The organism is Pontibacter locisalis (assembly GCF_042684605.1).
Taxonomy (GTDB): Bacteria; Bacteroidota; Bacteroidia; order Cytophagales; family Hymenobacteraceae; genus Pontibacter; species Pontibacter locisalis.
Map to the genome: position 1 here is coordinate 20,223 of NZ_JBHULU010000014.1, position 25,073 is coordinate 45,295.

22 protein-coding genes are annotated in these 25,073 nt (G+C 37.5%); 19 read left to right on the plus strand and 3 right to left on the minus strand.

What is annotated here, in order from left to right:
- The first annotated feature begins 6 nt into the window (after positions 1–6).
- The 19 genes from ACFSRY_RS10225 (at position 7) to ACFSRY_RS10315 (ending at position 21,588) form a co-directional block, all read left to right on the plus strand.
- Positions 7–1,053, plus strand: a complete 1,047-nt coding sequence (locus ACFSRY_RS10225) for a nucleotidyltransferase family protein (protein ID WP_377506444.1) — start codon at positions 7–9, stop codon at positions 1,051–1,053.
- Between the two features lie 20 nt (positions 1,054–1,073).
- Positions 1,074–1,805 carry an acylneuraminate cytidylyltransferase family protein gene (locus tag ACFSRY_RS10230; RefSeq protein ID WP_377506447.1) on the plus strand — a complete coding sequence of 244 codons (732 nt, stop codon included), beginning with the start codon at positions 1,074–1,076 and terminating at the stop codon, positions 1,803–1,805.
- On the plus strand, positions 1,802–2,716 hold the full coding sequence (locus ACFSRY_RS10235; protein WP_377506450.1) for a Gfo/Idh/MocA family protein: 915 nt from the start codon (positions 1,802–1,804) through the stop codon (positions 2,714–2,716). Before ACFSRY_RS10230 ends, ACFSRY_RS10235 begins: the two co-directional genes overlap by 4 nt.
- Positions 2,701–3,447, plus strand: coding sequence for an SDR family oxidoreductase (locus ACFSRY_RS10240; RefSeq protein WP_377506453.1), 747 nt, complete (start codon positions 2,701–2,703; stop codon positions 3,445–3,447). The genes ACFSRY_RS10235 and ACFSRY_RS10240 overlap by 16 nt, the downstream gene beginning before the upstream one ends.
- A gap of 264 nt (positions 3,448–3,711) precedes the next feature.
- Positions 3,712–5,178 carry a capsular polysaccharide export protein, LipB/KpsS family gene (locus ACFSRY_RS10245; RefSeq protein ID WP_377506456.1) on the plus strand — a complete coding sequence of 489 codons (1,467 nt, stop codon included), beginning with the start codon at positions 3,712–3,714 and terminating at the stop codon, positions 5,176–5,178.
- A gap of 99 nt (positions 5,179–5,277) precedes the next feature.
- Positions 5,278–5,967 (plus strand): acylneuraminate cytidylyltransferase family protein, encoded by a 690-nt coding sequence (locus ACFSRY_RS10250; protein WP_377506459.1) that lies wholly within the window; start codon positions 5,278–5,280, stop codon positions 5,965–5,967.
- 173 nt (positions 5,968–6,140) lie between these two features.
- Entirely contained in the window at positions 6,141–7,949 is a 1,809-nt protein-coding gene (locus tag ACFSRY_RS10255; protein ID WP_377506462.1) for an ABC transporter ATP-binding protein, read from the plus strand.
- The gene (locus ACFSRY_RS10260) at positions 7,949–9,034 is read left to right on the plus strand and encodes a glycosyltransferase (RefSeq protein WP_377506465.1); all 1,086 of its coding nucleotides are present in this window, start codon (positions 7,949–7,951) and stop codon (positions 9,032–9,034) included. The genes ACFSRY_RS10255 and ACFSRY_RS10260 overlap by 1 nt, the downstream gene beginning before the upstream one ends.
- Positions 9,010–10,587: an aldolase catalytic domain-containing protein gene (locus ACFSRY_RS10265; RefSeq protein WP_377506468.1), complete on the plus strand. Its 1,578-nt coding sequence runs from the start codon at positions 9,010–9,012 to the stop codon at positions 10,585–10,587. The genes ACFSRY_RS10260 and ACFSRY_RS10265 overlap by 25 nt, the downstream gene beginning before the upstream one ends.
- Positions 10,584–11,300 (plus strand): HpcH/HpaI aldolase family protein, encoded by a 717-nt coding sequence (locus tag ACFSRY_RS10270; protein ID WP_377506471.1) that lies wholly within the window; start codon positions 10,584–10,586, stop codon positions 11,298–11,300. Before ACFSRY_RS10265 ends, ACFSRY_RS10270 begins: the two co-directional genes overlap by 4 nt.
- Positions 11,301–11,303: 3 nt before the next feature.
- Positions 11,304–11,963: an acylneuraminate cytidylyltransferase family protein gene (locus ACFSRY_RS10275; RefSeq protein ID WP_377506474.1), complete on the plus strand. Its 660-nt coding sequence runs from the start codon at positions 11,304–11,306 to the stop codon at positions 11,961–11,963.
- Between the two features lie 5 nt (positions 11,964–11,968).
- Complete coding sequence (locus ACFSRY_RS10280) at positions 11,969–12,598, plus strand: HAD family hydrolase (protein ID WP_377506477.1); 630 nt, start codon at positions 11,969–11,971, stop codon at positions 12,596–12,598.
- A gap of 2 nt (positions 12,599–12,600) precedes the next feature.
- A complete protein-coding gene (locus tag ACFSRY_RS10285; protein WP_377506480.1) occupies positions 12,601–13,350 on the plus strand; it encodes a glycosyltransferase family 29 protein in 750 nt (249 codons plus the stop codon).
- Positions 13,340–14,572 carry a glycosyltransferase gene (locus ACFSRY_RS10290; protein ID WP_377506483.1) on the plus strand — a complete coding sequence of 411 codons (1,233 nt, stop codon included), beginning with the start codon at positions 13,340–13,342 and terminating at the stop codon, positions 14,570–14,572. Before ACFSRY_RS10285 ends, ACFSRY_RS10290 begins: the two co-directional genes overlap by 11 nt.
- A 1-nt stretch (position 14,573) precedes the next feature.
- A complete protein-coding gene (locus ACFSRY_RS10295) occupies positions 14,574–15,695 on the plus strand; it encodes a glycosyltransferase family 4 protein (RefSeq protein WP_377506486.1) in 1,122 nt (373 codons plus the stop codon).
- Positions 15,696–15,716: 21 nt separating this feature from the next.
- Positions 15,717–16,859 (plus strand): glycosyltransferase, encoded by a 1,143-nt coding sequence (locus ACFSRY_RS10300; protein WP_377506489.1) that lies wholly within the window; start codon positions 15,717–15,719, stop codon positions 16,857–16,859.
- Positions 16,860–16,909: 50 nt separating this feature from the next.
- Positions 16,910–18,124: a hypothetical protein gene (locus ACFSRY_RS10305; RefSeq protein WP_377506492.1), complete on the plus strand. Its 1,215-nt coding sequence runs from the start codon at positions 16,910–16,912 to the stop codon at positions 18,122–18,124.
- 68 nt (positions 18,125–18,192) lie between these two features.
- On the plus strand, positions 18,193–20,091 hold the full coding sequence (gene asnB, locus ACFSRY_RS10310; RefSeq protein WP_377506495.1) for an asparagine synthase (glutamine-hydrolyzing): 1,899 nt from the start codon (positions 18,193–18,195) through the stop codon (positions 20,089–20,091).
- 333 nt (positions 20,092–20,424) lie between these two features.
- Entirely contained in the window at positions 20,425–21,588 is a 1,164-nt protein-coding gene (locus ACFSRY_RS10315) for a glycosyltransferase family 4 protein (protein WP_377506498.1), read from the plus strand.
- A 525-nt stretch (positions 21,589–22,113) separates the two neighbouring features.
- Here ACFSRY_RS10315 and ACFSRY_RS10320 read toward each other — a convergent pair.
- From ACFSRY_RS10320 to ACFSRY_RS10330, 3 genes are all read right to left on the minus strand, one after another.
- Complete coding sequence (locus ACFSRY_RS10320; protein ID WP_377506501.1) at positions 22,114–23,265, minus strand: DegT/DnrJ/EryC1/StrS family aminotransferase; 1,152 nt, start codon at positions 23,263–23,265, stop codon at positions 22,114–22,116.
- 15 nt (positions 23,266–23,280) lie between these two features.
- Positions 23,281–23,889 carry an acetyltransferase gene (locus ACFSRY_RS10325; RefSeq protein ID WP_377506504.1) on the minus strand — a complete coding sequence of 203 codons (609 nt, stop codon included), beginning with the start codon at positions 23,887–23,889 and terminating at the stop codon, positions 23,281–23,283.
- Positions 23,890–24,076: 187 nt separating this feature from the next.
- Positions 24,077–24,733, minus strand: coding sequence for a sugar transferase (locus tag ACFSRY_RS10330; protein WP_377506507.1), 657 nt, complete (start codon positions 24,731–24,733; stop codon positions 24,077–24,079).
- Between the last annotated feature and the right edge of the window lie 340 nt (positions 24,734–25,073).

Genomic DNA, 25,073 nt, shown 5'->3' on the forward strand with positions numbered 1-25,073 from the left:
TATAATATGCTAAAAGAAAATGTTCTTATCTACAAAGAGAAATCCCTTTTGGAGGCTCTGCAAAGACTTAATAATGTAAGGGATGTAAGTAGATTGATTCTATTTGTTACAGATGAGAATGGTGCAGTGATAGGATCTCTAACAGACGGTGATATCCGCCGATCCCTTACTAAAAATGCAGATTTAGCTAAGAATGTATTTGATGTTTGTAACAAGAATTTTCTTTTTGAACATGAGCAAAATGAATTTTTAGATCTGCAGTCTTACCGGAAGAAAGATATTAAAATGCTTCCGATACTGGATAAAGATAGGAAAATGGTAAAATTGATTGACCTTGAAAAAACCAAGTCTTTATTACCGCTGGAATGTATGATCATGGCAGGAGGAAGAGGGAAGCGGCTAAGTCCTTTAACCGATTCCATTCCTAAACCTATGTTACCTCTAGGAGATAAACCCATTATAGAACATAACATAGATCGTTTAATTTCTTATGGGATAACTAAAATATATATATCTGTAAAATACCTGGGAGAACAACTAAAAGATTATTTTGGAGATGGAAGTAAGAAAGGAATAAGCATAGAATATATATGTGAAGATGAACCTTTAGGTACTGCAGGAGCTCTTGCTTTGGTGGAAGAATTCAAAACAGAAAAGGTGCTGTTAATGAACAGTGACTTATTCACTAATGTCGATTTTGAAGACCTGTATCTGGATATGGTGAAAAATGGATCAGACATGATTGTGGCTTCTACAGAATATAAAGTTGACGTGCCATATGCTGTTTTTGAGACTGATGGGGAGCGCGTAATTAATTTCCAGGAAAAACCATCCTATATCTACCAGTCTAATGCAGGGATATATATTCTTAATAAAAGCCTCATTGCAAAGATTCCCCGAAATAACTTCTATGACATTACGGATCTAATGGAGAACCTTGTAAAGGAGGGGGGCAAATTAAGTTTTAGTCCTATAAGAGGCTACTGGATAGACATAGGCAAGCCAATGGATTATAAGCAGGCGCAGGAATTTGTCAAACATATCAAAGGATAATATTAATCTAAAGAATGTAAATGAGATCACTTTTAACTGTTTGTGCCAGAGGCGGCTCAAAAGGAATACCAGGTAAAAATATAAAGCCACTTAACAATAAACCGTTAATATATTATACACTCAAAACTGCAGTAGCATATGCTTCCCTTAGAGATGATGTTGATATTTATCTATCAACAGATTCGGACGAAATAAGAAGTGAAGTTGATAAATTTAGTTTTGATTCTGTTAAGACTGATTACGACAGGCCAAAAGAATTGGCTACAGATTCATCTGGCAAACTAGGCGTAATTAAAGATGTTCTGGAATTTGCCGAAAATAAAACGGGAAAAAAATATGATTATATTATTGATCTAGATGTTACATCGCCGCTACGAACTGTTGATGATCTTCAACTTGCATTTCGAAAGCTAAAGGATTCCGATGCTATCAATATCTTTTCTGTAAACCCTGCAAGCAGAAATCCATATTTTAATATGGTGGAGCATCGGGAGAATAGTATTTATGTAAAGTTGGTTAAGGATGGTGAATTCTTAACCCGCCAGTCTTCACCCGAAGTTTATGACATGAATGCATCTTTTTACATATGGAAAAGAGAATTTTTTGAAATTGATCAAAAGAATAATATAACTGATAAAACGATTATCTACTCCATGCCTCATTTGTGCTTCGATCTTGATCATCCTTTGGATTTTGAATTTATGTCTTTTTTAATTGAAACAAATAAACTGGATTTTACACTTTTAAAATGAAGGTATTGATAGTCGGTTTAGGTTCTATTGCCAAAAAACATATAAAAGCTTTACATGGTCAAGGGATAAAAGATATCTATGCGTTACGTTCATCAAGAGATTCTTTGCCAAATGAGAACGTAATTGATATTTACTCTTTAAAAGAAATCGAGAATCATGATTTCGATTTTTTTCTGATTTCTAATATCACATCTAAACATTCTGAAATTATAGAGCAACTTTTATTTTTTGATAGGCCGTTATTTATTGAAAAACCTGTTTTTGGCGAGGTTAATTCGATGAATTCCGCATTGGTTAAAAGAATATCAAATTTGAATGTTCCTACATACGTTGGGTGTAGTTTAAGATTTCTTGATTGCCTTATTGAAATTAAAAATCTCACTAAGGGCTCAATAATAAACGAAGTGAACGTGTACAGTGGCTCATATTTACCAGACTGGAGACCCAATTCAGATTTCAGGAAATCTTACAGTGCGAATAAAGAACTTGGAGGGGGGGTGCATATAGATCTGATCCATGAATTAGATTATGTGTATTGGATTTTTGGAGAACCCGAGGCCACAAAATCTGCTTTTTCAGCTAAGTCTTCCTTAGGAATAGATGCTTATGATTATGCACATTATCTCTGGGAATATAAAAGTTTTAATGCGAGTGTGATTCTCAATTACTATAGAAGGGATAGTAAAAGAACCCTTGAAGTAGTAACATCCGAGCGTACTTATTTAGTTGATTTATTGCATAATAAAATATTTCAGGACAGCAAAGAAATATATTCATCACAGCAAAGAATAATTGACACCCTCGATGCACAGATGGAGTTCTTTTTAAATAATGTATTAACTAATAAAATTACTAGCTTTAACTCAATAGATGAAGCTTATAAGATTTTAGAACTATGTTTACAGGATTAAAAGATAAAGTTATTATCGTAACAGGCTCCGGAGGTCTTATTGGAGCGGAAGTGGTATCGTGTCTTATAGAACATGGTTCCAAAGTAATTGGGCTTGATGTTCATAACGAGAACGAAAATACAGATTTTTATAATTGTGATATAACAAATTATGACCAGCTGGATGAGGTGCTGGATAAAATAGGTTCAAAATATGGCCGAATAGACGGGCTAGTTAATCTTGCTTATCCAAGAACCAAAGACTGGGGCGTAAAATTTGAAGCCGAACCTTTATCATCTTGGCAAACAAATGTTGAAATTCAACTTAATAGTGTGTTTTATATTTGCCAAAAGGTGTTGAAGGTAATGAAAGAACAAAAGTCCGGATCAATAGTTAATACAGGTTCCATTTACGGGGTGGTGGGAAATGATTTTACTATTTATGAAGATTTTGGTGGAACATCCCCGGCTGCTTATAGCGCTATTAAAGGGGGGGTTATTAACTTTTCCAAGTATTTAGCCTCGTACTATGGTAAATACAATATAAGAGTAAATTGTATTTCTCCTGGAGGTGTATTGGATGAGAGTAAACAGCATCCTTCATTTATAAAAAAATATAGTGATAAATCACCTATGAAACGACTAGCCAACCCGGAAGAAATGGCTCCTCCTGTGGCTTTTCTTTTGTCTGAAAGCGCCTCATACATTACTGGCCATAATTTGATGGTTGACGGAGGTTGGACAGCCATTTAAATTTAAATCTCTTAGCTCTAAGGGTCTACTTGTTTCGGTGTGTGAACTATGGAAATTTAAATTAAAAAAGCGAAGAAATCTCTTTATATTTTTAAAGTCCTTGGTTTTACCACAGTACTAAAGTTTCAGTAACATATTACAAACTATATAAACTATCAGACCCAAAAAAAGGTCGAAAGATTCCAAAGCAAAACCTTGTTCTTCAAGAGGAAACTTGATTATTAGGTGATGTTTAGCTCCAAATGAACTTGGAAGAAATACTTTATGAAAAATATTTTAGTCGCACAAATTCACGGTTTGGGTACCTTTGCCAGAGGCGTGATGCTGGAAACCCTCCAGGATTTAATAGATGAAAATCCTGAAGCAAATATTTACTACCTAACCTGTTCAAACACCTTTAACGTTTGCTATATCAATACAGATAAAAAACCTGAGGTTTGTTATATCTGCAAAAAAGGGATAAAGAAAGGAATGGATTTGATAAATGGAAAATTCATTCATCTAAAAATAGAGGATATTTTAAACGAAGAAGATCGTAGTATAGGTGAGAAATTCAAAGAAGAAAATCCTTTCATAAACAAAGAAGTTTGGTTTGAAGATTATGAGGTAGGAGAAGCAGCCGTCTCATCATATATTTCCAAGACGCGGGATAAAAGCCTAACGAATATCCAAAATAGCTTTGCTCAAGATCTGGCGGGAAATGATGTGATTTTATATCGTGCCCTTGACAGATTGTTTAATAAAATACAATTTAACATTATTTATAACTTCAATGGGCGCAATTCTTATCAAAGAGCAGTTCTAAACATTTCTCGGAGATACGGTGTGGAATGTATAAATAAGGAAATTGCACGTTCCGGTGGTATTGTTGAGACTTTTAAAAATGCCCTTCCACATCATATTGAAACTAAGAATGCACTCATTGAAGAGGCTTGGGAAAAACCTGGATTAGATTTAAAAGAGAAGGAAGACATAGGGCGAAGTTTTTTCGAAAGGAAAGTGAAAGGTATCTATACCAATGATAAGGTGTACACCAAAGATCAGCAAGCAAATAAACTCCCTGATGGTATTGATTATTCTAAAAAAACCTTTGTCTTATTTACTAGTTCAGACGATGAATTTGCGGCTGTAGGAAAAGATTTTATAAATCCTTATTTCAAAGATCAAAATGAAGGCATAGCGTACGTGGCCGAACTTTTTGCAAATAAATTCCCAAACTGGAATCTTTTGGTAAGAATGCACCCTAATCTTAAGGGGATAAAATATGATTATGCCAATGAATTAAGAGCAATGGATGGTATTGGTCCAAATATTACAGTAATCACCCCAGAAAGTACTGTTGATAGTTACGCTCTTCTAAAAGTTGCTGAAAAGGTTATTGTCTTTGGGTCTACAATTGGTTTGGAGGCTAATTTCTGGGGAAAAACGGTAATCCTACTTGGTAAATGTTTCTGGTATTATCGGGACGTGGCGTACGTTCCAGAATACAAGGAACAAATTGAGGATTTACTAAAAAAGGATTTGCCACCAAAGGAAAAATTAGATGCCATTAAGTTTGGATATTATTTTCTGAAAGGAGGAGAAAAAGCTAAATATTTTTATGATGATGAACAAAGAGGTGCTTCCTACAAAGGTACTCCATTGTATAAGTTGTCTTTAGCAGATCGTTCAATGGCAAAATTAGTGCAGTTGGCTCACCGGTATTTCAAGTTGCGTTTATTGGTAAAGTAGTGCTTTTGCATGAGCAAATATCCTCATTCAAAAATAGACAGGATTTAAGCCAACTCTTATGTTTAAATTTGAGCCGGGTGAATTCATTATACTCAATTTATGCTAGTTATAATACCTGCAAGGGGAGGATCTAGAGGTGTTCCTGGAAAGAACCTGAAAAAGTTAAAAGGAAAGCCGCTAATTCAATACACCATTGAAGCTGCACAAGAAGTTTTTAAAAACGAGAACATTCTTGTGTCTACAGACGATACAGAAATCAAAAGTTTAGCAGAAGAGCTTGGTTTGGAAGTGCCATTTTTGCGTCCTGCACATCTCGCAAGTGACAAAAGTGGAATGTATGAAGTGTTACTACATTCTTTAGATTTTGTAGAATCACATGGGTTAAAATATGAAACCATAGTGCTATTGCAACCAACTTCACCATTTAGAACCTCAGAGCATATTTTGGAAGCAATAGAACTGTTTAACAATAGTGGGGAGGTTGATATGGTTACTTCAGTAAAAGAAACAAAATCAAATCCTTACTACCTTTTAAAGGAGGAGAATAGGGAGGGATTCCTTGAAAGCTCAAAAGCAGGTTTTTTTGTAAGGAGGCAAGATTGTCCAAAGGTGTGGGAGTTGAATGGGGCTATTTACGTCATAAATGTAAATAGTTTAAAAAGTTCTCCAATGCACCAGTTTAAAAAGGTAAAGAAATATGTGATGGATTTTATTCCCTCTCATGACATAGACGATTATGTGGATTGGAAGCTAGCAGAGATTTTTTGTCAAGATTCCAGAGACCACTGATATCCCAGCAGGAAGAATTTTGTCGAAGATTAACAAGCGGATAGGTGAAATTTCTTTGCATTCAAAAGCAATCTTTTTCTGGCTCTATTTTAAAAAGAGCATATATTCTTGTAGAAATATTGTTGACCGGCATTTAAATTTTAATTTTTAGTAATTAATTCCATTAGGTTTCAATGAATATCAAGCAAGCACTTAAAAATAGTTTTTCTTATTTTTTCTACTTCTACGGTTATCTAAGGCACAGGGTGTTCATTGCTTTAACCCTTAGTCTCTTCGTTGGTCTTTTGGATGGGTTTGGACTTGCTATGTTTATTCCGCTTCTGCAAATGCTTGATGGAAGTAACGCAAAGGGTGGAGGAGATTTGGGTAATTTGGATTTTATTCCTCAATTGATGGGAACATTAGGAGTGGAATTTAATATTACCAGTGTTTTAATCTTAATCCTAATTTTCTTTACTCTTAAAGGAGTTGCGCAATTCATACAGGGCTATGTTGCCGTAATTTATCAGCAATATTTTATGCGTGAAATAAGAGTTACCAACATTAAGCTATTAAATGTCTTCAAATTTTCAGAGTTTGTCAAAGCTGATTCTGGAAGAATTCAAAATACTTTCAGCGGAGAAGTAGAGAAAATAAACATGGCTTTTAAGAGCTATCTTGCCGTTCTGCAGTATGCCTCTCTTATTTCTGTTTACCTAATTCTAGCTTTTGCTACTAACATAAGCTTTGCAACTATGGTAACCATAGGTGGAGCAGCTACTAATTTTATTTTTAAATTTTTATACAGTAAAACAAAAGAACACTCAAGGAAAGTAACAGTAGAAGCCCATTATTTCCAGGGCCTTTTAATTCAATATGTAGCCTTTTTTAAATATTTGAAAGCGACTGGCCTCAACTTGATGTTTGGGAAAAAGTTGACTGATAATATCAATAGAATAGAATACTTTCAGCGCAAAATCGGATTTTTGGGTTCTTTGTTAACGGGACTAAGAGAACCTTTAACTATTCTTGTAGTGGTTGTTGTAATTTTGATTCAGGTACGTTTCTTAGACGCACAACTTGGGACGGTAATTTTAAGTTTATTATTTCTTTATAGAGCGTTAACTTTCTTAATGGCACTGCAAGAACATTGGAATAAATTCCTTGCTGTTTCAGGTTCACTAGAAAATATGACAAACTTTATTGAGGAGTTAAAAAGTGGACACGAAACCAACGGAACTATTAAGTTTAAAGAATTCAAAGATCGTATTTCACTTAGAGATGTCAGCTTTAGTTATGGGAAAACCAAGATTCTTGATTCTCTCAATCTGACTATTCATAAGAATGAAACAGTTGCAATCATTGGAGAAAGCGGATCCGGAAAATCCACATTAGTAAATATGCTTTCGGGCCTTCTTCCTCCTACTGCCGGGGAATTTGTAGTTGATGGAATACCCCTGTCACAAATTGATCATTATACCTTCAAAAACAGAATAGGATACATAGCACAGGAAGCCCCAATATTTAGTGACTCGGTATATAATAACGTTACATTTTGGGCAGAAAAGACACCGGAAAATTATAAAAATTTTATTGAGGCTTTGAAGAAAGCATCCATCTATGATTTTGTGATGCGGCTTCCTAAAAAGGAAGAAGAGGAACTGGGGAATAATGGTATTAACGTTAGCGGAGGACAGAAGCAGCGGCTTTCTATCGCAAGAGAACTCTATAAAGAGGTAGACTTCCTATTTATGGATGAAGCTACTTCTGCTCTTGATGCAGAAACTGAAGTGGCCATTCAAAACAATATTGACGAATTAAAAGGAGCTTACACAATTGTAATAATAGCTCATAAGTTGTCTACAGTTAAAAATGCAGATCGTATTATTTTAATGGGTAAGGGCAGGATAAAGGCTGAAGGTTCTTTTCAGGAATTGCTTAATAACTCAAAGGTCTTTCAGAATATGATAAGACTCCAAGGATTGGAAACATCAATATCTTAATGAGTAAAAAAACTTTGTTTTTCTTTGTAGGTTCCTTGAAAGTGGGAGGCACAGAGAAGGTCGCTTCTGTAATGAGTGAAAATTTAATAAAATCCGGTTACGATGTGAAACTGGTTCTCTTACGGAATGTTATAGATTTTCCAGTTAATCACTTAAGGGAGCATATTTTATTTCTTAATACTGAAAAGTACAAGAGTAAATCTTTAAAAATAGTTCATGCTTTTTATAACCTTTGGAAATTTTATTTTAGATATAGACCCCATAGGATAATTTCATTTTCTTCGGAATTAAATGTATTCCTTTTGTTAACCCTATTGCCTAATCAAGTTTTAACAATTGATACAAACTTATTTTGGGTACGAAGTAAGTTATATAGACGACGGATTATAAAATATATCGGATTTCTTCCTAATGTGAAAAAGGCTATTGTACCTTCCCATGAGCTTCGTCTGAGATTCAAGGATTATGTGCCTAAATCTAGTTTCGAAAAGTTAGTCACTGTTCATAATCCTGTGAGCTTTAGGCGTAAAAAAAGTTTAAATTTGCCCGAAGTAATTGAAAAACCTTACATGGTTAGTGTGGGAAGATTGGATATTAATAAAGGCTTTGAGCAATTGATGGAGTGTTTTGCTGAAGCCAATTTTAAGACAGATTATTCTCTTTATATACTTGGCTCCGGGCCCATGGAGGAGAGGCTAAATAAAAAAATAAGCGAGTTAGGATTGGAGAAGAAGGTGAAATTATTGGGCTTCGTAAAGTACCCTCAAACAATCATAAAAAATGCTGAGGTACTAATTTTGAATTCGAACTTCGAAAGTTTCGGAAATGTACTGGTAGAGGCCTTAGCACTAGGCGTTCCGGTTATTAGCAATGATTGCGATTATGGACCCAGGGAAATAATAGAACATGGAACAAATGGTTTACTTTACGACAAGAGAAAAGAGGGTGATCTAACAAGGGTTCTGGAGGAATTTGTTAATACAGATAACTTACGATGCCACCTCAAACAAAACACACCTTACCGGATTGATCGATTTAACTCAAAAAAAATAACAAAAGAATGGATAGAAAAGGTTTTGACGTAAAGATTCTTGACTGCACTTTACGAGATGGTGGGTACTATACGAACTGGGATTTTGATATAAATTTAGTGCAAAACTATTTTGAATCTTTCAATAAACTTCCTGTTGAGTATCTTGAAATAGGATATCGCTCTAATCCTATGAAATCTTATTTGGGCGAATATTTTTATTGTCCGCCTCACGTACTTCAAAGGTGCAAAAAGAGCAGTAATAAAAAACTAGTTATCATTCTCAATGAAAAGGATGTAAGAGCTAAAGATGCTGAGGCTCTTTTAAAACCTTGCATAGGTTACATTGATATGGTGAGGCTTGCAATTGACCCACAAAATTTTAAAAGGGCGCTAAGTCTTGCAGAGGCTGTTAAAAAGTTAGGCTTTGAGGTAGGATTTAATGTTATGTATATGTCTGCTTGGGAAAATCAAAAGGAATTCCTTGGGCAGATAAGAGAGGTAAATGGAATAGCAGATTATTTTTACATGGTTGATTCTTTTGGAGGTGTTTATCCTGAAGAAGTAAAAAAGACTTATGACATAGTACGAAATCAAACTGATGTAAAAATTGGATTTCACGGCCATAATAATTTACAGTTGGGTCTTATCAATACTTTAACAGCCATAGATTGTGGAGTTTCTATCGTAGATGCAACTGTTACAGGAATGGGACGGGGAGCCGGAAATTTAAGTACTGAGTTGCTTCTCACTGCTTTAAATGCAAAAGGTAAACTGGAGGAGAATCTGGATTTTAATGCTTTGAGCAAAGTGGTAGACCCTTTTGCCAAATTACAAACCTCCTATGGATGGGGATCTAATCTATCCTATATGGTTTCCGGGGCTCATTCTCTTCCTCAAAAAGAAGTAATGGAATGGGTTACTAAGCGCTACTATTCTTTAAACAGTATCATTAGAGCCTTGTCCAACCAATCCAAAGGAATAAAAGATAATCAGGAATTAAAGAAGTTGGATTTTGAAGATGTAAAGAAACATGATTCTGTTCTCTTAATAGGAGGAGGACCAAATGCTGTTCGACATTCCATAGCTATAAAGGAATTTTTAGTTAAACACCCTGAAATCGCTGTTGTTCATGCAAGTTCTAAAAATGCTAAAAGTTTTGAAGAGATTTCTAATGAGCAGTTTTTCTGCTTAGTGGGCAATGAGGGACATCGGTTAGAAGAGGTCTTTAATTTTAAATCTAAAATTTCAGGTAAGTGTATACTGCCTCCATACCCGCGTAAAATGGGTACTTATATACCCAATGCACTAAATGATTGCTCTTACGAACTAAGTAAAGTAGATTTCACAGATAGATTTGCAGATTCTCACACTGCCATTGCCCTTCAAACGGCTATTGAACTGGGAGCAAAGCAAATATTTTTGACCGGTTATGACGGATATTCTGGGGATACTATAGGTAAAAAGGAGCAGGACCTTTTTCTTGAAAATGAAATGCTTTTTGATCAGTTCACAAGGACTTACGATGTACCCCTTATTAGCATTACCTCTACTCTTTACGAAGGGCTTAAAGAAGATTCAATTTATAGCAAAATAGAGGAAGAATGATAGGAGTATTTTCGAAGACTACGGACAGCAATTTCGTTGAAGCATTAGGTCTGGCCGGTATGGATTTTATTATTCTGGATCAGGAACATGGACCCATTCATAACGAAACTTTACATAATCATGTAAGGGCTGCTAGGGTAAGTAATATGACGGCTGTGGTAAGGGTTAAGGGAGTAGATGCCAACGCAATAGGAGCTGCCTTAGATGCCGGAGCAGACGGTGTGCAGGTACCCAACATAGGAACAGCAGAAGAAGCTTCCAGGGCCGTAGATGCTGCCCGTTTTTTTCCAACAGGGAACAGGGGAGTGTGCAGGTTTGTGAAAGCGGCAAAGTTTGGTTCAGCGCCAAAAGCTGAGTATTTTCAGAATGCTAATGAGAAGCTGCTGATTCTTCAGGTAGAAGGAAAAGAGGGAATTGTAAATCTCGATGAAATTCTAAAGGTGGATGGTTATGATATCTTATTTATTGGTCCCTATGACCTTTCGCAATCTTTGGGAATTCCTGGCCAAATAGATCACCCAAAAATGGAGGAACTAATGAATGAGGTGGCAGAAAAGGCGAAAAAACAGGGGAAAAAATTGGGTACTTTTGCAGACTCAATTACTACAGCAAGAAAATTAAGAAATAGAGGATTTCAATATTTGGCCTACTCTGTAGATATAAATATCTTTTTGGAGGCAGCATTGAAAATCAAAGAAGAAATTACTGAATAAATTATGAAGAAACTGGTAGCAGTGATTCCTGTAAGGGCGGGTTCCCAACGGGTAAAAGACAAAAATTTTAAACCCTTTGCGGGTAAATCCTTATTGGAACACAAATTAGATATTGTTAAACAGCTTCCGGTAGATGACATAATTATCAATACAGATAGTGAGGAGGCAATAAGGATAGCCAAAGCTGTGGGTGTCTCCTATCATAAGAGAGAACCATATTATGCGAGCTCGGAATGCAGAAATAGTGACTTCCACCATTATCTTGCTAAGGTTACAGATTCTGAAAACATCCTTATAGCACAGGTAACTGCACCTTTGTTAAATAAAGAAAGCTATCTACGTGCTATTGAAGCTTTCAACGAAAAGGACTGTGACAGTCTTATGTCTGTAAAAGTGTTAAAGGAATTCATTTGGCATGATGGGAAACCCTTAAATTATTCTCTGGATAACATGCCTAATTCACAAGACCTTCCTGAGTATCTTGTACCTACCTTTGGCTTGGTTATAGTTAAAAGAGATGCGATGTTGGAAGCACGCAGCTACATTGGGAAAAGACCTTATTTCCATAAAGTCTCCCAAATAGAGGCAATTGATATAGATACAGAACTTGACTTTGATTTTGCAGAGTTTGTATTTAACAGGACATTGAAAAGCTCAAAATAGTTATAATGATTCCTTTCTCTTCTGAAATAAAAAACATCCTGTGGGATTTTGATGGAGTTATAATGGATTCCATGGCCGTTAGGGATAAGGGTTTTGAAATTGTTTTAAAAGAGTATACGGCCAAAGAAGTTGAGAAATTGATGGACTTTCACCGTGCTAACGGCGGACTTTCCCGCTACGTTAAGTTCAGGTACTTTTTTGAAGAAATTAAAAAAGAATCAATTAGCGAGGAAGAAGTAAATGCTTATGCAGAAAAATTTTCTGAGATCATGTTACAGAATCTCGTTAATCCGAGTTTGCTAATAAAAGATTCTATAAATTTTATAAAGGCATCTTTTGCGCAGTATAAGATGCATGTTGTTTCCGGTTCAGATCAAAAAGAACTACGACTAATTTGTAAAAACATAGATATAGATAAATATTTTCTTTCTATACACGGTTCCCCTACTCCCAAGAAGCAGCTAGTTAGAAATCTCCTTAAGGAGTATAGTTATAAGGCTAGTGAGACTATATTGATTGGAGATTCTATTAATGACTACGAGGCTGCAGTAGAAAACGGAATCAGGTTCTTTGGATATAATAACTTAAAGCTGAAGGAAGAAGGAAAGAAGTATATAGAGAAATTTGTGAAATGAGAGTGGTTAACACCTTTGAGGGGTTAATAATGATGATCCAAAATACAAGGATCTTCAATCCTGAGAAAGAATTTAAGGATAAAAGAATTGCCGTTATAGGAGCCGCAGACTCTGCTTTCGAAAAGGAAAATGGAAACTTTATAGATGGCTTTGACTATGTCATTAGGGTTAATAAGGCGCCACACTCTTTAACTGAAGATAAGTATAATTTTATAGGAAGCAGGACTGATATACTATTTCACTCCTTCTTTGAACTTACCGAAGGAGGAGGTGGTGTTATTGACTGGAGTCTATACCAGCAACAGGGTATTAAATATGTCGTGAATCCTAATCATGATCTTAAAGGCTTAAAAGCTCACCTTAACTATTACAAAAGACATCTAAATCCCAATAAAACTTATTTACTTCCATGGAACTTTTACAAAGAAGTTAAAAAGAATTTTGGCGTATGGGTTCCCACGGTGGGCTTTAGTGCTTTATATAGTGCTGTAAGTTCCGGTTGTAAGGAAGTTTATGTAACGGGATTTACTTTTTTTAAAACTCCTTATGCAAATGATTACCGGGATGACTTGAAGGATGTTCAAAAAAATTCAGATTTTCTTAAAAAGCAGGGTTTCCACAACCCGGACCTTGAACTTCAGGAGTTTATAAAGCAGGCAGACAAGCAGCAAAGGAAAGGTACTCAGATTATAATGGATAATGCATTGAGAAGTATTGTTAAGAACCACAAAAGGTTGAATAATGAGCAATAACATTAATAAATCGGTCGCTTATTTCATTATGCCACGCTCAAGTAGTGACTGGAAAGGTGCAGAAGGATTATGGATTACTACTGCGGGTTGGGCAGCTGCCGGTGAAAGAAGATTTGGCGAAGCTTATGTACTAACAACAGACAGGGCTGCAAAACCCGCTGAGGTTGTAAAGTATCCTATTGTAAGGGAGGGAGGGAGCCATAGATCTTTTTTTAAAAGGTTAACTAAATTTTTTCCCCAAGCATTTATAACCTTAGTAAATGATATCCTTCTCTGGCGGACATCAAAAGAAGATAAGAACTATGAATTTTCATATCCCGGTGATGGAAAAAGAGTTGCTTTGGTGTGGGAACAACATGACTTTTTTCCTGGGAATGGTTATAGATTGGCTAAAAGGAACAATGCACCTTTTGTAATTTACGTACATGCTCCTCAAGTTTGGGAAGCTAAAAAATGGGGTGTTAAAAGACCAATCTGGGGTAAACTACTGGAAAAGATGGAGAGTCGCAGCCTTAGAAGAGCAGATGCTGTTGCTTGTGTTTCCTCACTTGTTGCAGAAAAACTTGAGTCGATGGGCGTAGAAAAAGAGAAAATAGTTGTTTCTCCTATGGCTGTAGATCCTTTTCTCTATTTAAAATTAGATACTACAGATATTGAGGAGGAATATAATCTTAAAGACAAATTTGTTATTGGATGGACGGGTTCTTTTAGAAGCTTCCACGGTTTGGAAAGACTCGTAGAAACTTTTCAAAAAGTACATCAGAAATTAGAAAAGGCTCATTTGTTTTTGGTTGGAGATGGAGAAGAGCTAAGTAAAATTAAAAACATGGTTAAAGAACTTGGGTTGGAGAATGCTGTAAGTTTTCCAGGCAGGATGTCCTTTGAAAGAATGACAAAATTTGTACATGTTTTTGATGTGGCTATATTAAGTGCCCGATCCGCCAGTGATTTTCATTATTCGCCTTTAAAATTAAGAGAGTATTTGAAAGCAGGAAAAGCCACTCTTGCACCTAATGCGGGGGAAGTACCACAGATGTTTAAAAATGATGTCCATTTAAAATTATATCAACTTGATGATGTAGAAGGTACCGCCAATATCCTGCTGAACCTTTCTAAAGACCCTGATGAACGGGATAAATTAGGAAAGGAAGGAAGAAAATACATTTTAGAAAACGGTACCTGGGATGTGGAGCTAAAAAAAGTAATGGAAAAGTTAAGTTGATATGAAGATTATTCAGGTGATACAACAGCCTCAATTAAGAGGAGCAGAAATTTTTGCCTGCCAGCTCTCCAACCATTTGATGCAGCAAGGTCATGAAGTACTTATGATCACGATCTTTAAGGGAGATGCAGAGATACCTTTTAACGGTAAGACTATTCACCTAAACCGGCCACTTTCTTTAAGATTGTTTGATTTTGTGGGTTGGAAAAAATTCCATAAAATAATTAAGGAATATAAACCTGATATTATTCAGGCAAACGCATCAGACACACTAAAATTCACTACCAGCTCAAAATTCCTGTTCTCCTGGAAGGTACCAATTGTTTACAGGAATGCTAATAAATCTGGAGATTTTATTGATTCCAGATTAAAGTGGAAAATTAATAAATTCTATTTAGACCAGCTGGATTTTACAATTTCTGTAAGTGAAGAATGTGAAAAGGATTTTAATAAAACCTTTTTTTATCCAGAGAAAAAAGGTAACACTGTAGAAATAGGGATAGAAGATAAAGAGATAGGTGGAATTCCCAGGGATCTTCAGGAAATTTTCGAAAAGGGACCTGTTTTGACAAACATTGCGGGTTTTGTGCCCGAAAAGAATCATAACAGTTTAATAAATATTTTTGGAAAGCTAGTTAAGGATTATCCCAATGCCCAATTGCTCTTAATAGGAAAAGGTCCGTTAAAAGAGACAATCAAATCTAAGGTGAAAGAAACTGGCATTAAAAATCACGTGCATTTCCTTGGGTATAGGAATGATGTACTGGAGATATTGCGTTATTCGAACGTTTTTGTTATGCCTAGCCTTATTGAAGGACTACCTGGAGTGATACTTGAAGCAATGTTCTGCCAAACACCTGTTATTGCAAACAATGTAGGTGGTATAGGAGAAGTGGTAATGACAGGTAAGACTGGTTGGCTTATAGAAAAAGGCAATGAAGAGGAGTTTCTAGCAGCCCTAAGGGAAGTTCTTAAGATGAAGAAAGATGACCTAATTGAAGTTCAAAATGCAAAAACTATGATTCAGGATAAATTTCTTAATGAGAAGATTGCAAAAAGGTTTTTGAATACATATGAGTATGTTTTGAAACTGGAAGGGAAACATGTTACTGCAGCCTCTTAAAAGCTATATCGGCTAAAAAATATGATTAAAATATTACATCTTATCAAAGGCTTAGGAAGAGGAGGAGCAGAGGTTTTACTTCCGGAAACTCTCAAACTTCATACTAGAGAGAAATTTAGTTTTTTTTATGGCTACTTTTTACCTCTTGATGATATGGTGGGAGTTATAGAGAAGGAAGGGGGAAAAGTGATCCACTTCGAGGCTAATGGAAACGTGGACTTGCTTTTTCAGGGAGAGAAAGTTGTAAAGTTCTGTCAGGAAAATCAAATTGATATTATTCATAGCCATTTGCCGCTTGCCGGTTTTGTAGCTCGGTATGTTTATTGCAGAACTAACACCCCAGTAATTTATACAGAGCATAACATTCAAGAGAAATATAATATCGCTACTAAGTTAGTCAATAAACATACCTATAATTTACAGAGTATAGCTTTAGGAGTATCTGAAGACGTTAGCATTTCCATAAAAAGAAATATTAATCCAAATATACCTGTGAGAACATTACTTAATGGAGTAAATACCAGTTATTATAGAAGAGATCTAATTGCAGCTACTCAATTAAAAGCTAGGTTAAATATTCCTTCAGATGCAATAGTCATTGGGAACATAGCTGGTTTTAGAGAGCAAAAAGCCCTTCCAACCTGGCTAAAAGCTTTTGCAGAGGTGAGTAGCAGGCATCCTCACGTATATGGTTTATTGGTAGGAGGAGGTTCTCAACAACATGAGGTTGAGAAGGCAATCAAGGAATTGAACCTAGAAGAAAAGGTAAAGCTTCCAGGTATGATAGAAAATACTCTTCCCTATTTTTCTGCCATGGATATATTCATGCTGAGTTCAGAGTTCGAAGGGCTACCAATTGCATTGTTGGAGGCAATGAGTATGGAGTGTGCAATAGTTTCTACAAAAGCGGGAGGAGTGGTTGAGGCAGTTAGGGATAATCATGAAAGTTTACTTTGTGAGATTGGAGACAAAAATTGTCTTGCTAGTAAATGTTCCTATCTTGTTGAGAACGCTAATGTACGCAGGAAGATGCAGGTTAATGCCCGGAAGAGGGTAGAGGAGTTATTTAGTCTAGATGTTATGGTTTCAAAGTTAGAAGGTCTTTATGAGGAATTAGCTAAAAAAAATATATTAAAAGGGGATTTCCCTGAAGCTGCTAAATAAAATTAATGATAGTGAAAGCTAATGTAGAGGGGAATCTTCATTTGTAGGGTATGGGAGTAGTTGTTTTAATACTTATTTTTTGGGGCATCAACCAATTACTCTTTGGTGCTTATAAAAAGAAGCATTCATTTTTTGATAAAAAGAAAATGAATTTGCTTTACCTCTATCACTTGCTGTTTTTCTTCATTTTCCTCTGGTATTCTTATAATAATCCTGCTGATTCTAACAGGTATTTCGAGGATGTGGAAAACTTTCAAGGATCTTGGTTTGAGTTATTTGGTACAGACACGAGATTTGTAAATTTCGTGTCCTACCCTTTTTATACTTTAGGATTCTCCTACGAGATGCTCATGCTTACCTTTGCATGGTTTGGTTTTCTTGGATTCTTATATGCTTATATGTTTATGAGGGAAAAAATCCCTATAAACATTGCAGTTTTCAAAAAGGTTGATCTACTCACCTTAATATTGTTCTTCCCCAATATGCACTTCTGGACTGCTGCGTTGGGGAAGGATTCTATAATTTTTATGGGATTAATGATGTTTACTTATGCAATTATTAATCCTATTTCCCGAATTTTTCTTCTTGTTCTTTCTTCGCTTATTATTTTCTATATAAGGCCGCACGTATTTATGTTTGTTGCAGTAGGAGCTATTATAGGTTATTTGAGCGGTAAAGAAAAAATTGCATTTTGGAAAAAAGCGAGTATTTCAATTGCCATGGTGGTTGCACTTATATTTGTGATGGAGGATGTTTTAAATGTCATGGGTTTGGGGGAATCAGAAAACTTTGTTGAGGATTTTCAAAGTGAGTCAGGTGAGCGTTCAAAGAGTTTAAGTACCTCAGGATCTGGGGTAGATATGTCCAATTATCCCCTTCCTTTCAAGTTTTTTACCTTTTGGTTTAGGCCCTTATTTATAGATGCTCCTAATGTTTTAGGAATAATTACCTCCTTTGAAAACCTTATTTATCTTTTTCTATTTATGAAAATTATCAGGAAAGACTTTATTAGGTTTATTAAGAACTCACCCTCCCTGATAAAAATGAGTTTTGTTATATTCCTGCTTTCTTCCTTTGCGCTCACTTTTGTGATGTCTAATCTAGGAATAATTATGAGACAGAAGTCTATGGTGATGTATTTTATCTTCTTCGTCATATATTACTACCTGGCTCAAAAGAAGTATAAACATCTTTTGAAGAGGAAAAGACTTGAGGAAATCAAAGAACAGACTATAGCTACTAATCATTCGCTGAATCCATACTAATTAAAAGCATAGAATAGTTATAAATAGCACTAGGGGGCTATCGCTTTTATACTAAATCCAAAAGTTACATGTGCGGAATAAATGGCTTAATTAAAAGGGAAGGGAAATCTAAAGAAGAAGTTTCACGGCTCCTTTCTCAAATGAACCAGGTAATCATTCATAGAGGACCGGACCAGGATGGGTTCTTGATTGAAGAAGCCGAGGAATTTACAATGGGGATGGCTATGCGGCGTCTTTCAATTATAGATCTTTCTACCGGAAAGCAACCTATATTTTCTGATGATGGAAGTAAGGCAATCGTTTTTAATGGAGAAATTTATAATTACCAAAAATTAAAAAAGAGATTACTAGATAAGGGGGTTAAGTTTCATACCACATCAGATACGGAAGTTATTCTTCAACTATATGTAATATTTGGGACTGCTTCCTTTGCGATGCTGGACGGGATGTTTGCCTTCAGCATTTATGACGCTGAACTTAAAAAGATTTTTATTGCCAGAGATTTTTTTGGAGAGAAACCCCTGTACTACTATAATGATAGAAAATGTTTTTATTGGTCCTCAGAATTGAAATCCATTATCAAGGTTTTGGATAAAAAGCCGGAGATCTCACCGGAAGGACTTAACCTCTTTTTTCAGCTTACCTATATTCCTGCGCCCTATACTATTTACAAAGAAATACATAAGCTTGAAGCAAACCATTATATTGAACTTGATCTTACTTCTGCATACTTTGAAATAAAAGAGATCAAGCAGGGTTTTGCAAAAGACGTTGATCCTGACATAAGATTTGAAGAAGCAAAGAAAATAACACATGATAAAGTAAGGGAAAGTGTTGTTTCACGCTCAGTATCAGACGTTCCTATCGGAACCTTTCTTTCTGGGGGGGTAGACTCTTCTATAGTTTCTCTTTCTTTGGCCCACAGTTCAGCTACTCCTATAGACACTTTTTCTATAGGCTTTGAAAAAAAGTCTTTTGATGAATCAGACAAGTCCCGTACTGTTGCAAAAATTATTGGGAGTAGGCATCACGAGTTTATAGTGAACGAGGAGGACCTAAAAATGAATGTAGATGATATCCTCCTTAATTTTGATGAGCCATTTGCAGATTCTTCATCCTTACCCACTTACCTTGTAGCTCTTAAAACAAGGCAGAAAGTAAAAGTTGCCCTTACCGGTGACGGGGGAGACGAAATTTTTGGTGGATATAATAAATATTATGTAGGGGAGTTGAATAGAAAATATACGTCTCTAATTCCACAGGGAGTTCACTGCGGTATTAAAAAAATAGTGTCTCCCCTTTTAGCGACTAAAGATGATAACAGGGGGAAGCGCTTTAAGGCCAGGAAGCTGATAAATGCTATCAATTATAATCATCAGTTTTATTATAATATTATTTCTTTGGGCTTCAACGAAGATGAACTAAAGGAAATACTTAAAAAAGAAAAAATTCACCCGGAAACACTCTCCTACTTCAAGAATCAGGTAGAAAATGACGGGAGCTTAACTAGCTTTAGAAGCATTGATAAAATTATTAGCCTTGAAGGAGATATGCTGGTGAAAGTAGACCGAACCAGTATGTTGACTTCTTTAGAAAGCCGGGCGCCATTTTTAAATAAAGAACTCTGGAATTTTACCAATCAATTACCTGAGAATTATCTTTTGAAAGGTTGGAATAAAAAATACATACTAAAGGAATCGTTTAAACAATATTTTCCTGATAATTTCCTTGAAAAGTCTAAAAAGGGTTTTGGTGTTCCTGTAGGCGACTGGTTGAGAAGTTATTTATCAAAAGAACTATTGTCCTTTGTTGATCATGAATTCTTAAAATCACAAAATATTTTTGAACCTGCTCCGGTTATGAAAATGGTACAAAAACATGTTGAAGGTAAAGAAGATAATACCTTCAGAGTTTGGACATTTTTTTGTTTTCAAAAGTGGTATAAAAGTACCTATTTAAAATCATAGTTTTTTTTAACAATTGAAGCTGTGAAAAATAAGCCGGCAAAGTTTTTTTGTAGTTTTACAGCTTTTACTATTTTGGTACTCTGTCCTCTTTTAATCAAATACAGGATTAGCATTTTAAGATGGTTTTTGGAGCGCTTCTTAAAGTAAAAGGTTAAATCATCTTTATTTTTCCTCCTATAGGTGGCACCCACATAATTTTGGAGATCATCCTGAGCAAAGTATGGAATATCTAGGCTTTATACTAGATCATTATAAGATGCTGGAAAAGCAATATGGTATGGTTAGTATGAGTATGGGAGATTGTTACGACTACCTGAAAAACCAGCAGGCATAATGGCAAAGTTATTTCGTGTTACCACCGTTCCGCTCTCCCTGCAGAAACTAATTACAGGGCAGCTGCCCTTCATGCGCTCGAAAGGCTTTGAACCTCTGATGATCTCGGCTGATGGTCCGGAGGCAGCGGCTGTGGTAGTAGAACAGGAATCCGAGCACGTTATTGTGCCTATGACGCGTAAGGTAACACCGCTGCAGGATCTGCGTTCCCTTTGGGCCTTCTACAGGCTTTGTAAAAAGCATAAACCTGAGATCATCCATTCGCACACCCCAAAAGCTGGTATTGTAGGCATGCTGGGTGGTAAACTAGCAGGAGTACCAGTACGGTTGCATACCGTAGCTGGCTTACCTTTAATGGAAGCGACCGGTGTAAAACGCCGTGTTTTGGATGCAGTAGAAAAGCTTACTTATGCCTGTGCTACAAAGGTGTACCCAAACTCTACTGTACTGAAAGATTTTATTTTGGATAGCAGTTATTGTGGTCCGGATAAGGTAAAGGTAATTGGTAATGGGAGTAGTAACGGGATCAATACAAACTTCTTTAGCAAGGATGCTTTAGATGCCGAAGCTTTACAGAAGTTAAGGCAGGAGTTAGATATAACTGATTCAGATTTCCTTTTTGTATTTATTGGCCGGATCGTAAAAGATAAGGGTATCCAAGAGTTGGTAAAAGCTTTTACCTCCTCACAGCAGAAGTTTCCTTTCATAAAGCTTCTATTAGTAGGCCCACTGGAGCAGGACCTGGATCCGGTGGATAAACAGACTCTTCTGGAGATAGAGCAGAATCCTACCATCCTTTCCGTTGGTTATCAAAATGAGGTTCGTCCTTATTTAGCAATTAGTAATGCACTGGCTTTTCCCTCTTACCGCGAAGGCTTTCCAAATGTGCCCATGCAGGCCGGATGCTTTAATCTGCCCAGTATTGTAACGGATATTAATGGATGTAATGAGATCATTGTTGAAGGGGAGAATGGTTTAATTATTCCTCCTAAATCTGTGGATGCTCTACAAGGTGCTATGGAGAGGTTGATCGTGGATAAGGAGCTGTATGCGCATCTGCAGTCTAATGCCCGGAAGATGATTATAGAGCGCTATGAGCAAAGGTATTTCTGGGAGCTGTTGTTGGAGGAGTATAGGGAAGCGTTGAAGGGTGATAGTAAATAATTTTTTTTATTGCCAGGGGATAAGTTGTTTATAGTACTGCTGATTCTTTCTAGTTGTTGTTGATCTTCCTTTATTCGCAGAACGTAGGTCTGCTGATCTTTTTAGCTGATGGTCATCCTCAGTCTTACCTGCCTATAGTTTCATCATTTGCTTTGGTTCGCTCCAAGCCCGCGGGGGCTCGTCTTCCCGCATCGCGCGGTGTTCCCTTCCTTTGCTACCCTTGCGGTCGCAATGCCTTACGGCACCGGAATCTCACAAGGCGCTCAACGGAAAGACTGGGATCAGTTCGATAGCCCAAGCCTTTGCTACTGGCGAGGAAAGTGAAGGCGTAAAAATAATGTTCTTCTTGGAAGGGGGTAGGGGGATGATTACACCTGCTGAAAACGAAGGAAAACGACTACACCCACGCCATGAAACTTCTGCCTCCACCATAGCAGTAGCAGGCTCCCCGCCTTAGAAAAGTCGCAGATCCCGAACTTGTTCGGGGGAGGGGTAGTTGGACCCGGTACTGCAGAACTATTTCACTTACACCACCTGCTTCACCTTCACATATGCTTCTATCTCCGTCACTACCCTGTTCAGATCTTCATTGGTTAAATTTGAGCCGGATGGTAAGCAAAGGCCTTTTTCAAATAGGCGTTCGCTTGTTCCATCACCATAGAATGGCGAATCAGCGAATACAGGTTGTAAATGCATTGGCTTCCACAGGGGCCGGGATTCGATGTTTTGTTTTTCCAGGGCCAGCCTGATATCTTCCCTGCTAATCCCGTTACCCTCTTCATCTACCAAGATCGTGCTCAACCAACGGTTAGAGTAGAAATCACTGTTTGGCTCGTCTGCAAATTGAATCTGCTTGTAATCTGCCAGCGCTGCCTTATAAAACTCATAATTAGCCCTGCGCTTCTCTACACGTCTTGGCAGCACCTCCATTTGTCCGCGACCAATACCTGCACAAATGTTGCTCATCCGGTAATTGTAGCCGATATGCGTGTGCTGGTAATGAGGAGCGGCATCGCGCGCCTGCGTAGCCAGGAAGCGTGATTTCTTTATCCAGTCTTCATTTGCTGAAACCAGTGCCCCTCCACCAGAGGTGGTGATAATCTTATTGCCATTAAAAGACAAGATACTCATGGCTCCGAAAGTACCCAATGGTTTTCCTTTGTAAGAAGAACCCAGAGCTTCCGCAGCATCTTCTACTACCGGTATCTCATACTGATCCGCAATGGCCATGATTCTATCCATTTCGGCAGGCATACCATACAGATGCACCACAATGATAGCCTTTGGCTTTCTGCCTTTGCTGATACGGTCCTTTATAGCCTCTTCTAAGAACTCAGGGGACATGTTCCAGGTTCGGTCCTCGCTATCCACAAAAACAGGAGTAGCTCCCTGGTAGGCAATGGGGTTAGCAGAAGCTGAAAAGGTCATGGACTGGCAGATCACCTCATCCCCTGCCTGCACACCAAGTATGATCAAGGCAAGATGCAATGCGGCTGTACCGGAACTTAGAGCTGCTACATGCACATCACCACCTAAGTAATTCGCTATGTCCTGTTCAAAACCATCAACATGCGGACCAAGCGGGGCAATCCAATTCGTATCGAAAGCCTCTTTTACATATTTAAACTCGTTCTCCCCCATATGCGGAGAAGAAAGCCAGATCTTATCTTGTATCATCTTATATAGTATTCTTTAGACTGACGGAACATTATACCTTATAACTTTGCCAGGCACTCCTACCACTACGGCATAGTCCGGTACATCTTCAATAATAGCAGCACCTGCTCCTATCGTTGCATACTTGCCAATCCTTACCCCTTGAATCACGCTGCTACCTATACCTACCTGTGTTCCTTCCCCCACATGCACGTTCCCAGCAAGGGCAACATTAGGGGAAATATGCACAAAATCCTCCAGAACACAATCATGATCAATCGAGCAATTAGTATTCAGGATTACATGCTCTCCTATTGTACTGTCTGCATTCACTACCACGCCTGCCATTATTACTGTACCAGCACCTGGAGTGCAACGGTGGCTGATTTGTGCGGAAGGATGTACGGCAACAGTAAATTTCTTATCTATCGACTGTGCTAGTTTACTACGCGTGCGGTTATTCCCGACCGCTATAACTAAATCCTGATCATCCAGTTCCGGAAGCTTCGACGTGTGATGAAGCGGGTAATCAAGAAATGAATCCCCAACCGGCTTATCATCCACGAAAATAATATTCGTAAACCCGTTCTTCTCCAGGATCTCTGCAATCACTTTCCCATGTCCACTAGCACCGTAAATGATCATCTTCTATTTGATTCCTATTTCTTTGTCTAAATGCCCAAATGTAGGACCGTTTCATCCTTATAAACTCGACTGTTATGGCGCGAGCGTCCACGCTCGTGTCGAGCTATAGTTGGGCCTCTGGCCCAGTCGGATTACAAATCCGAAGTTTAATCAGACACGGGTTACAAACCCGCGCCAGCAAGTATCTTTACTCTTGCTCGAAACTCCCCTCCTTGTTTAAGGAGGGGCAGGGGTGGTTTGTCTTCGTACCAGTAAACTTCGGCATCGTTACATTTCCTTCCTGTGAAATCCCTTCACTCTTAAAAACTTTGGCAAAGGTCATCATCAGTATCTTAAGATCCAGCTTAAAGCTCACATGCTCAACATACCACACATCATAATCAAACTTCTGCTCCCATGATATTGCATTTCGCCCGTTCACCTGCGCCCACCCTGTAATTCCCGGCCGCACCTCATGCCGTCTTGCCTGGTGGGGTGAATACAAAGGCAAATATTCCGGCAACAAAGGACGCGGTCCTATCAGGCTCATGTCCCCTTGTATCACGTTCAAGAGTTGTGGTATCTCATCCAGGGAAGTTTTCCGCACAAAACTGCCAACAGCAGTCAAACGCTCTGCATCAGGAAGTAGATTACCGGTAGCATCCCTCCTGTCGTTCATTGTCTTGAATTTGATTATCCTGAAGATGCGACCATGCGATCCAGGACGAAGCTGAAAAAAGAAAGGCTTTCCCTCGTTAGCAACAGCTAACAGAATCGTGCAGCAAAGAAACACAGGAAACAGAATGACGAAACCAGTGACACTGAGAACAAGGTCAATAAAGCGCTTGAAAAAATTCCTGTACAAAATATTGCTTTTATTAATTACCTGAGCAAAGTTAATAAAATTCCATCCACCTACTCTTCTATTCAATGGAGAAGTGAGTTTTGCCTGAATCAGGATTTTTAGGATTAGCAGGATTTCTGCTCTTCCAGGTACAGCCCCCTCAATGGGATATTTTCTCTTTGCCTATGTATTCAGTTTGCACGAACTTAACTACTGTTAGCTTGCTTTCGCCTCACCGGCTGGGCCTTACTTTTCTCCTTGATGAGAAAAGTAAGCAAAAGAATCAAGACAATTTTGTTTATCGAGGGCCCCTACCCCCACTCGCTGAACGCTTAAACAGAAAATCGTCGTTGGTGCACCC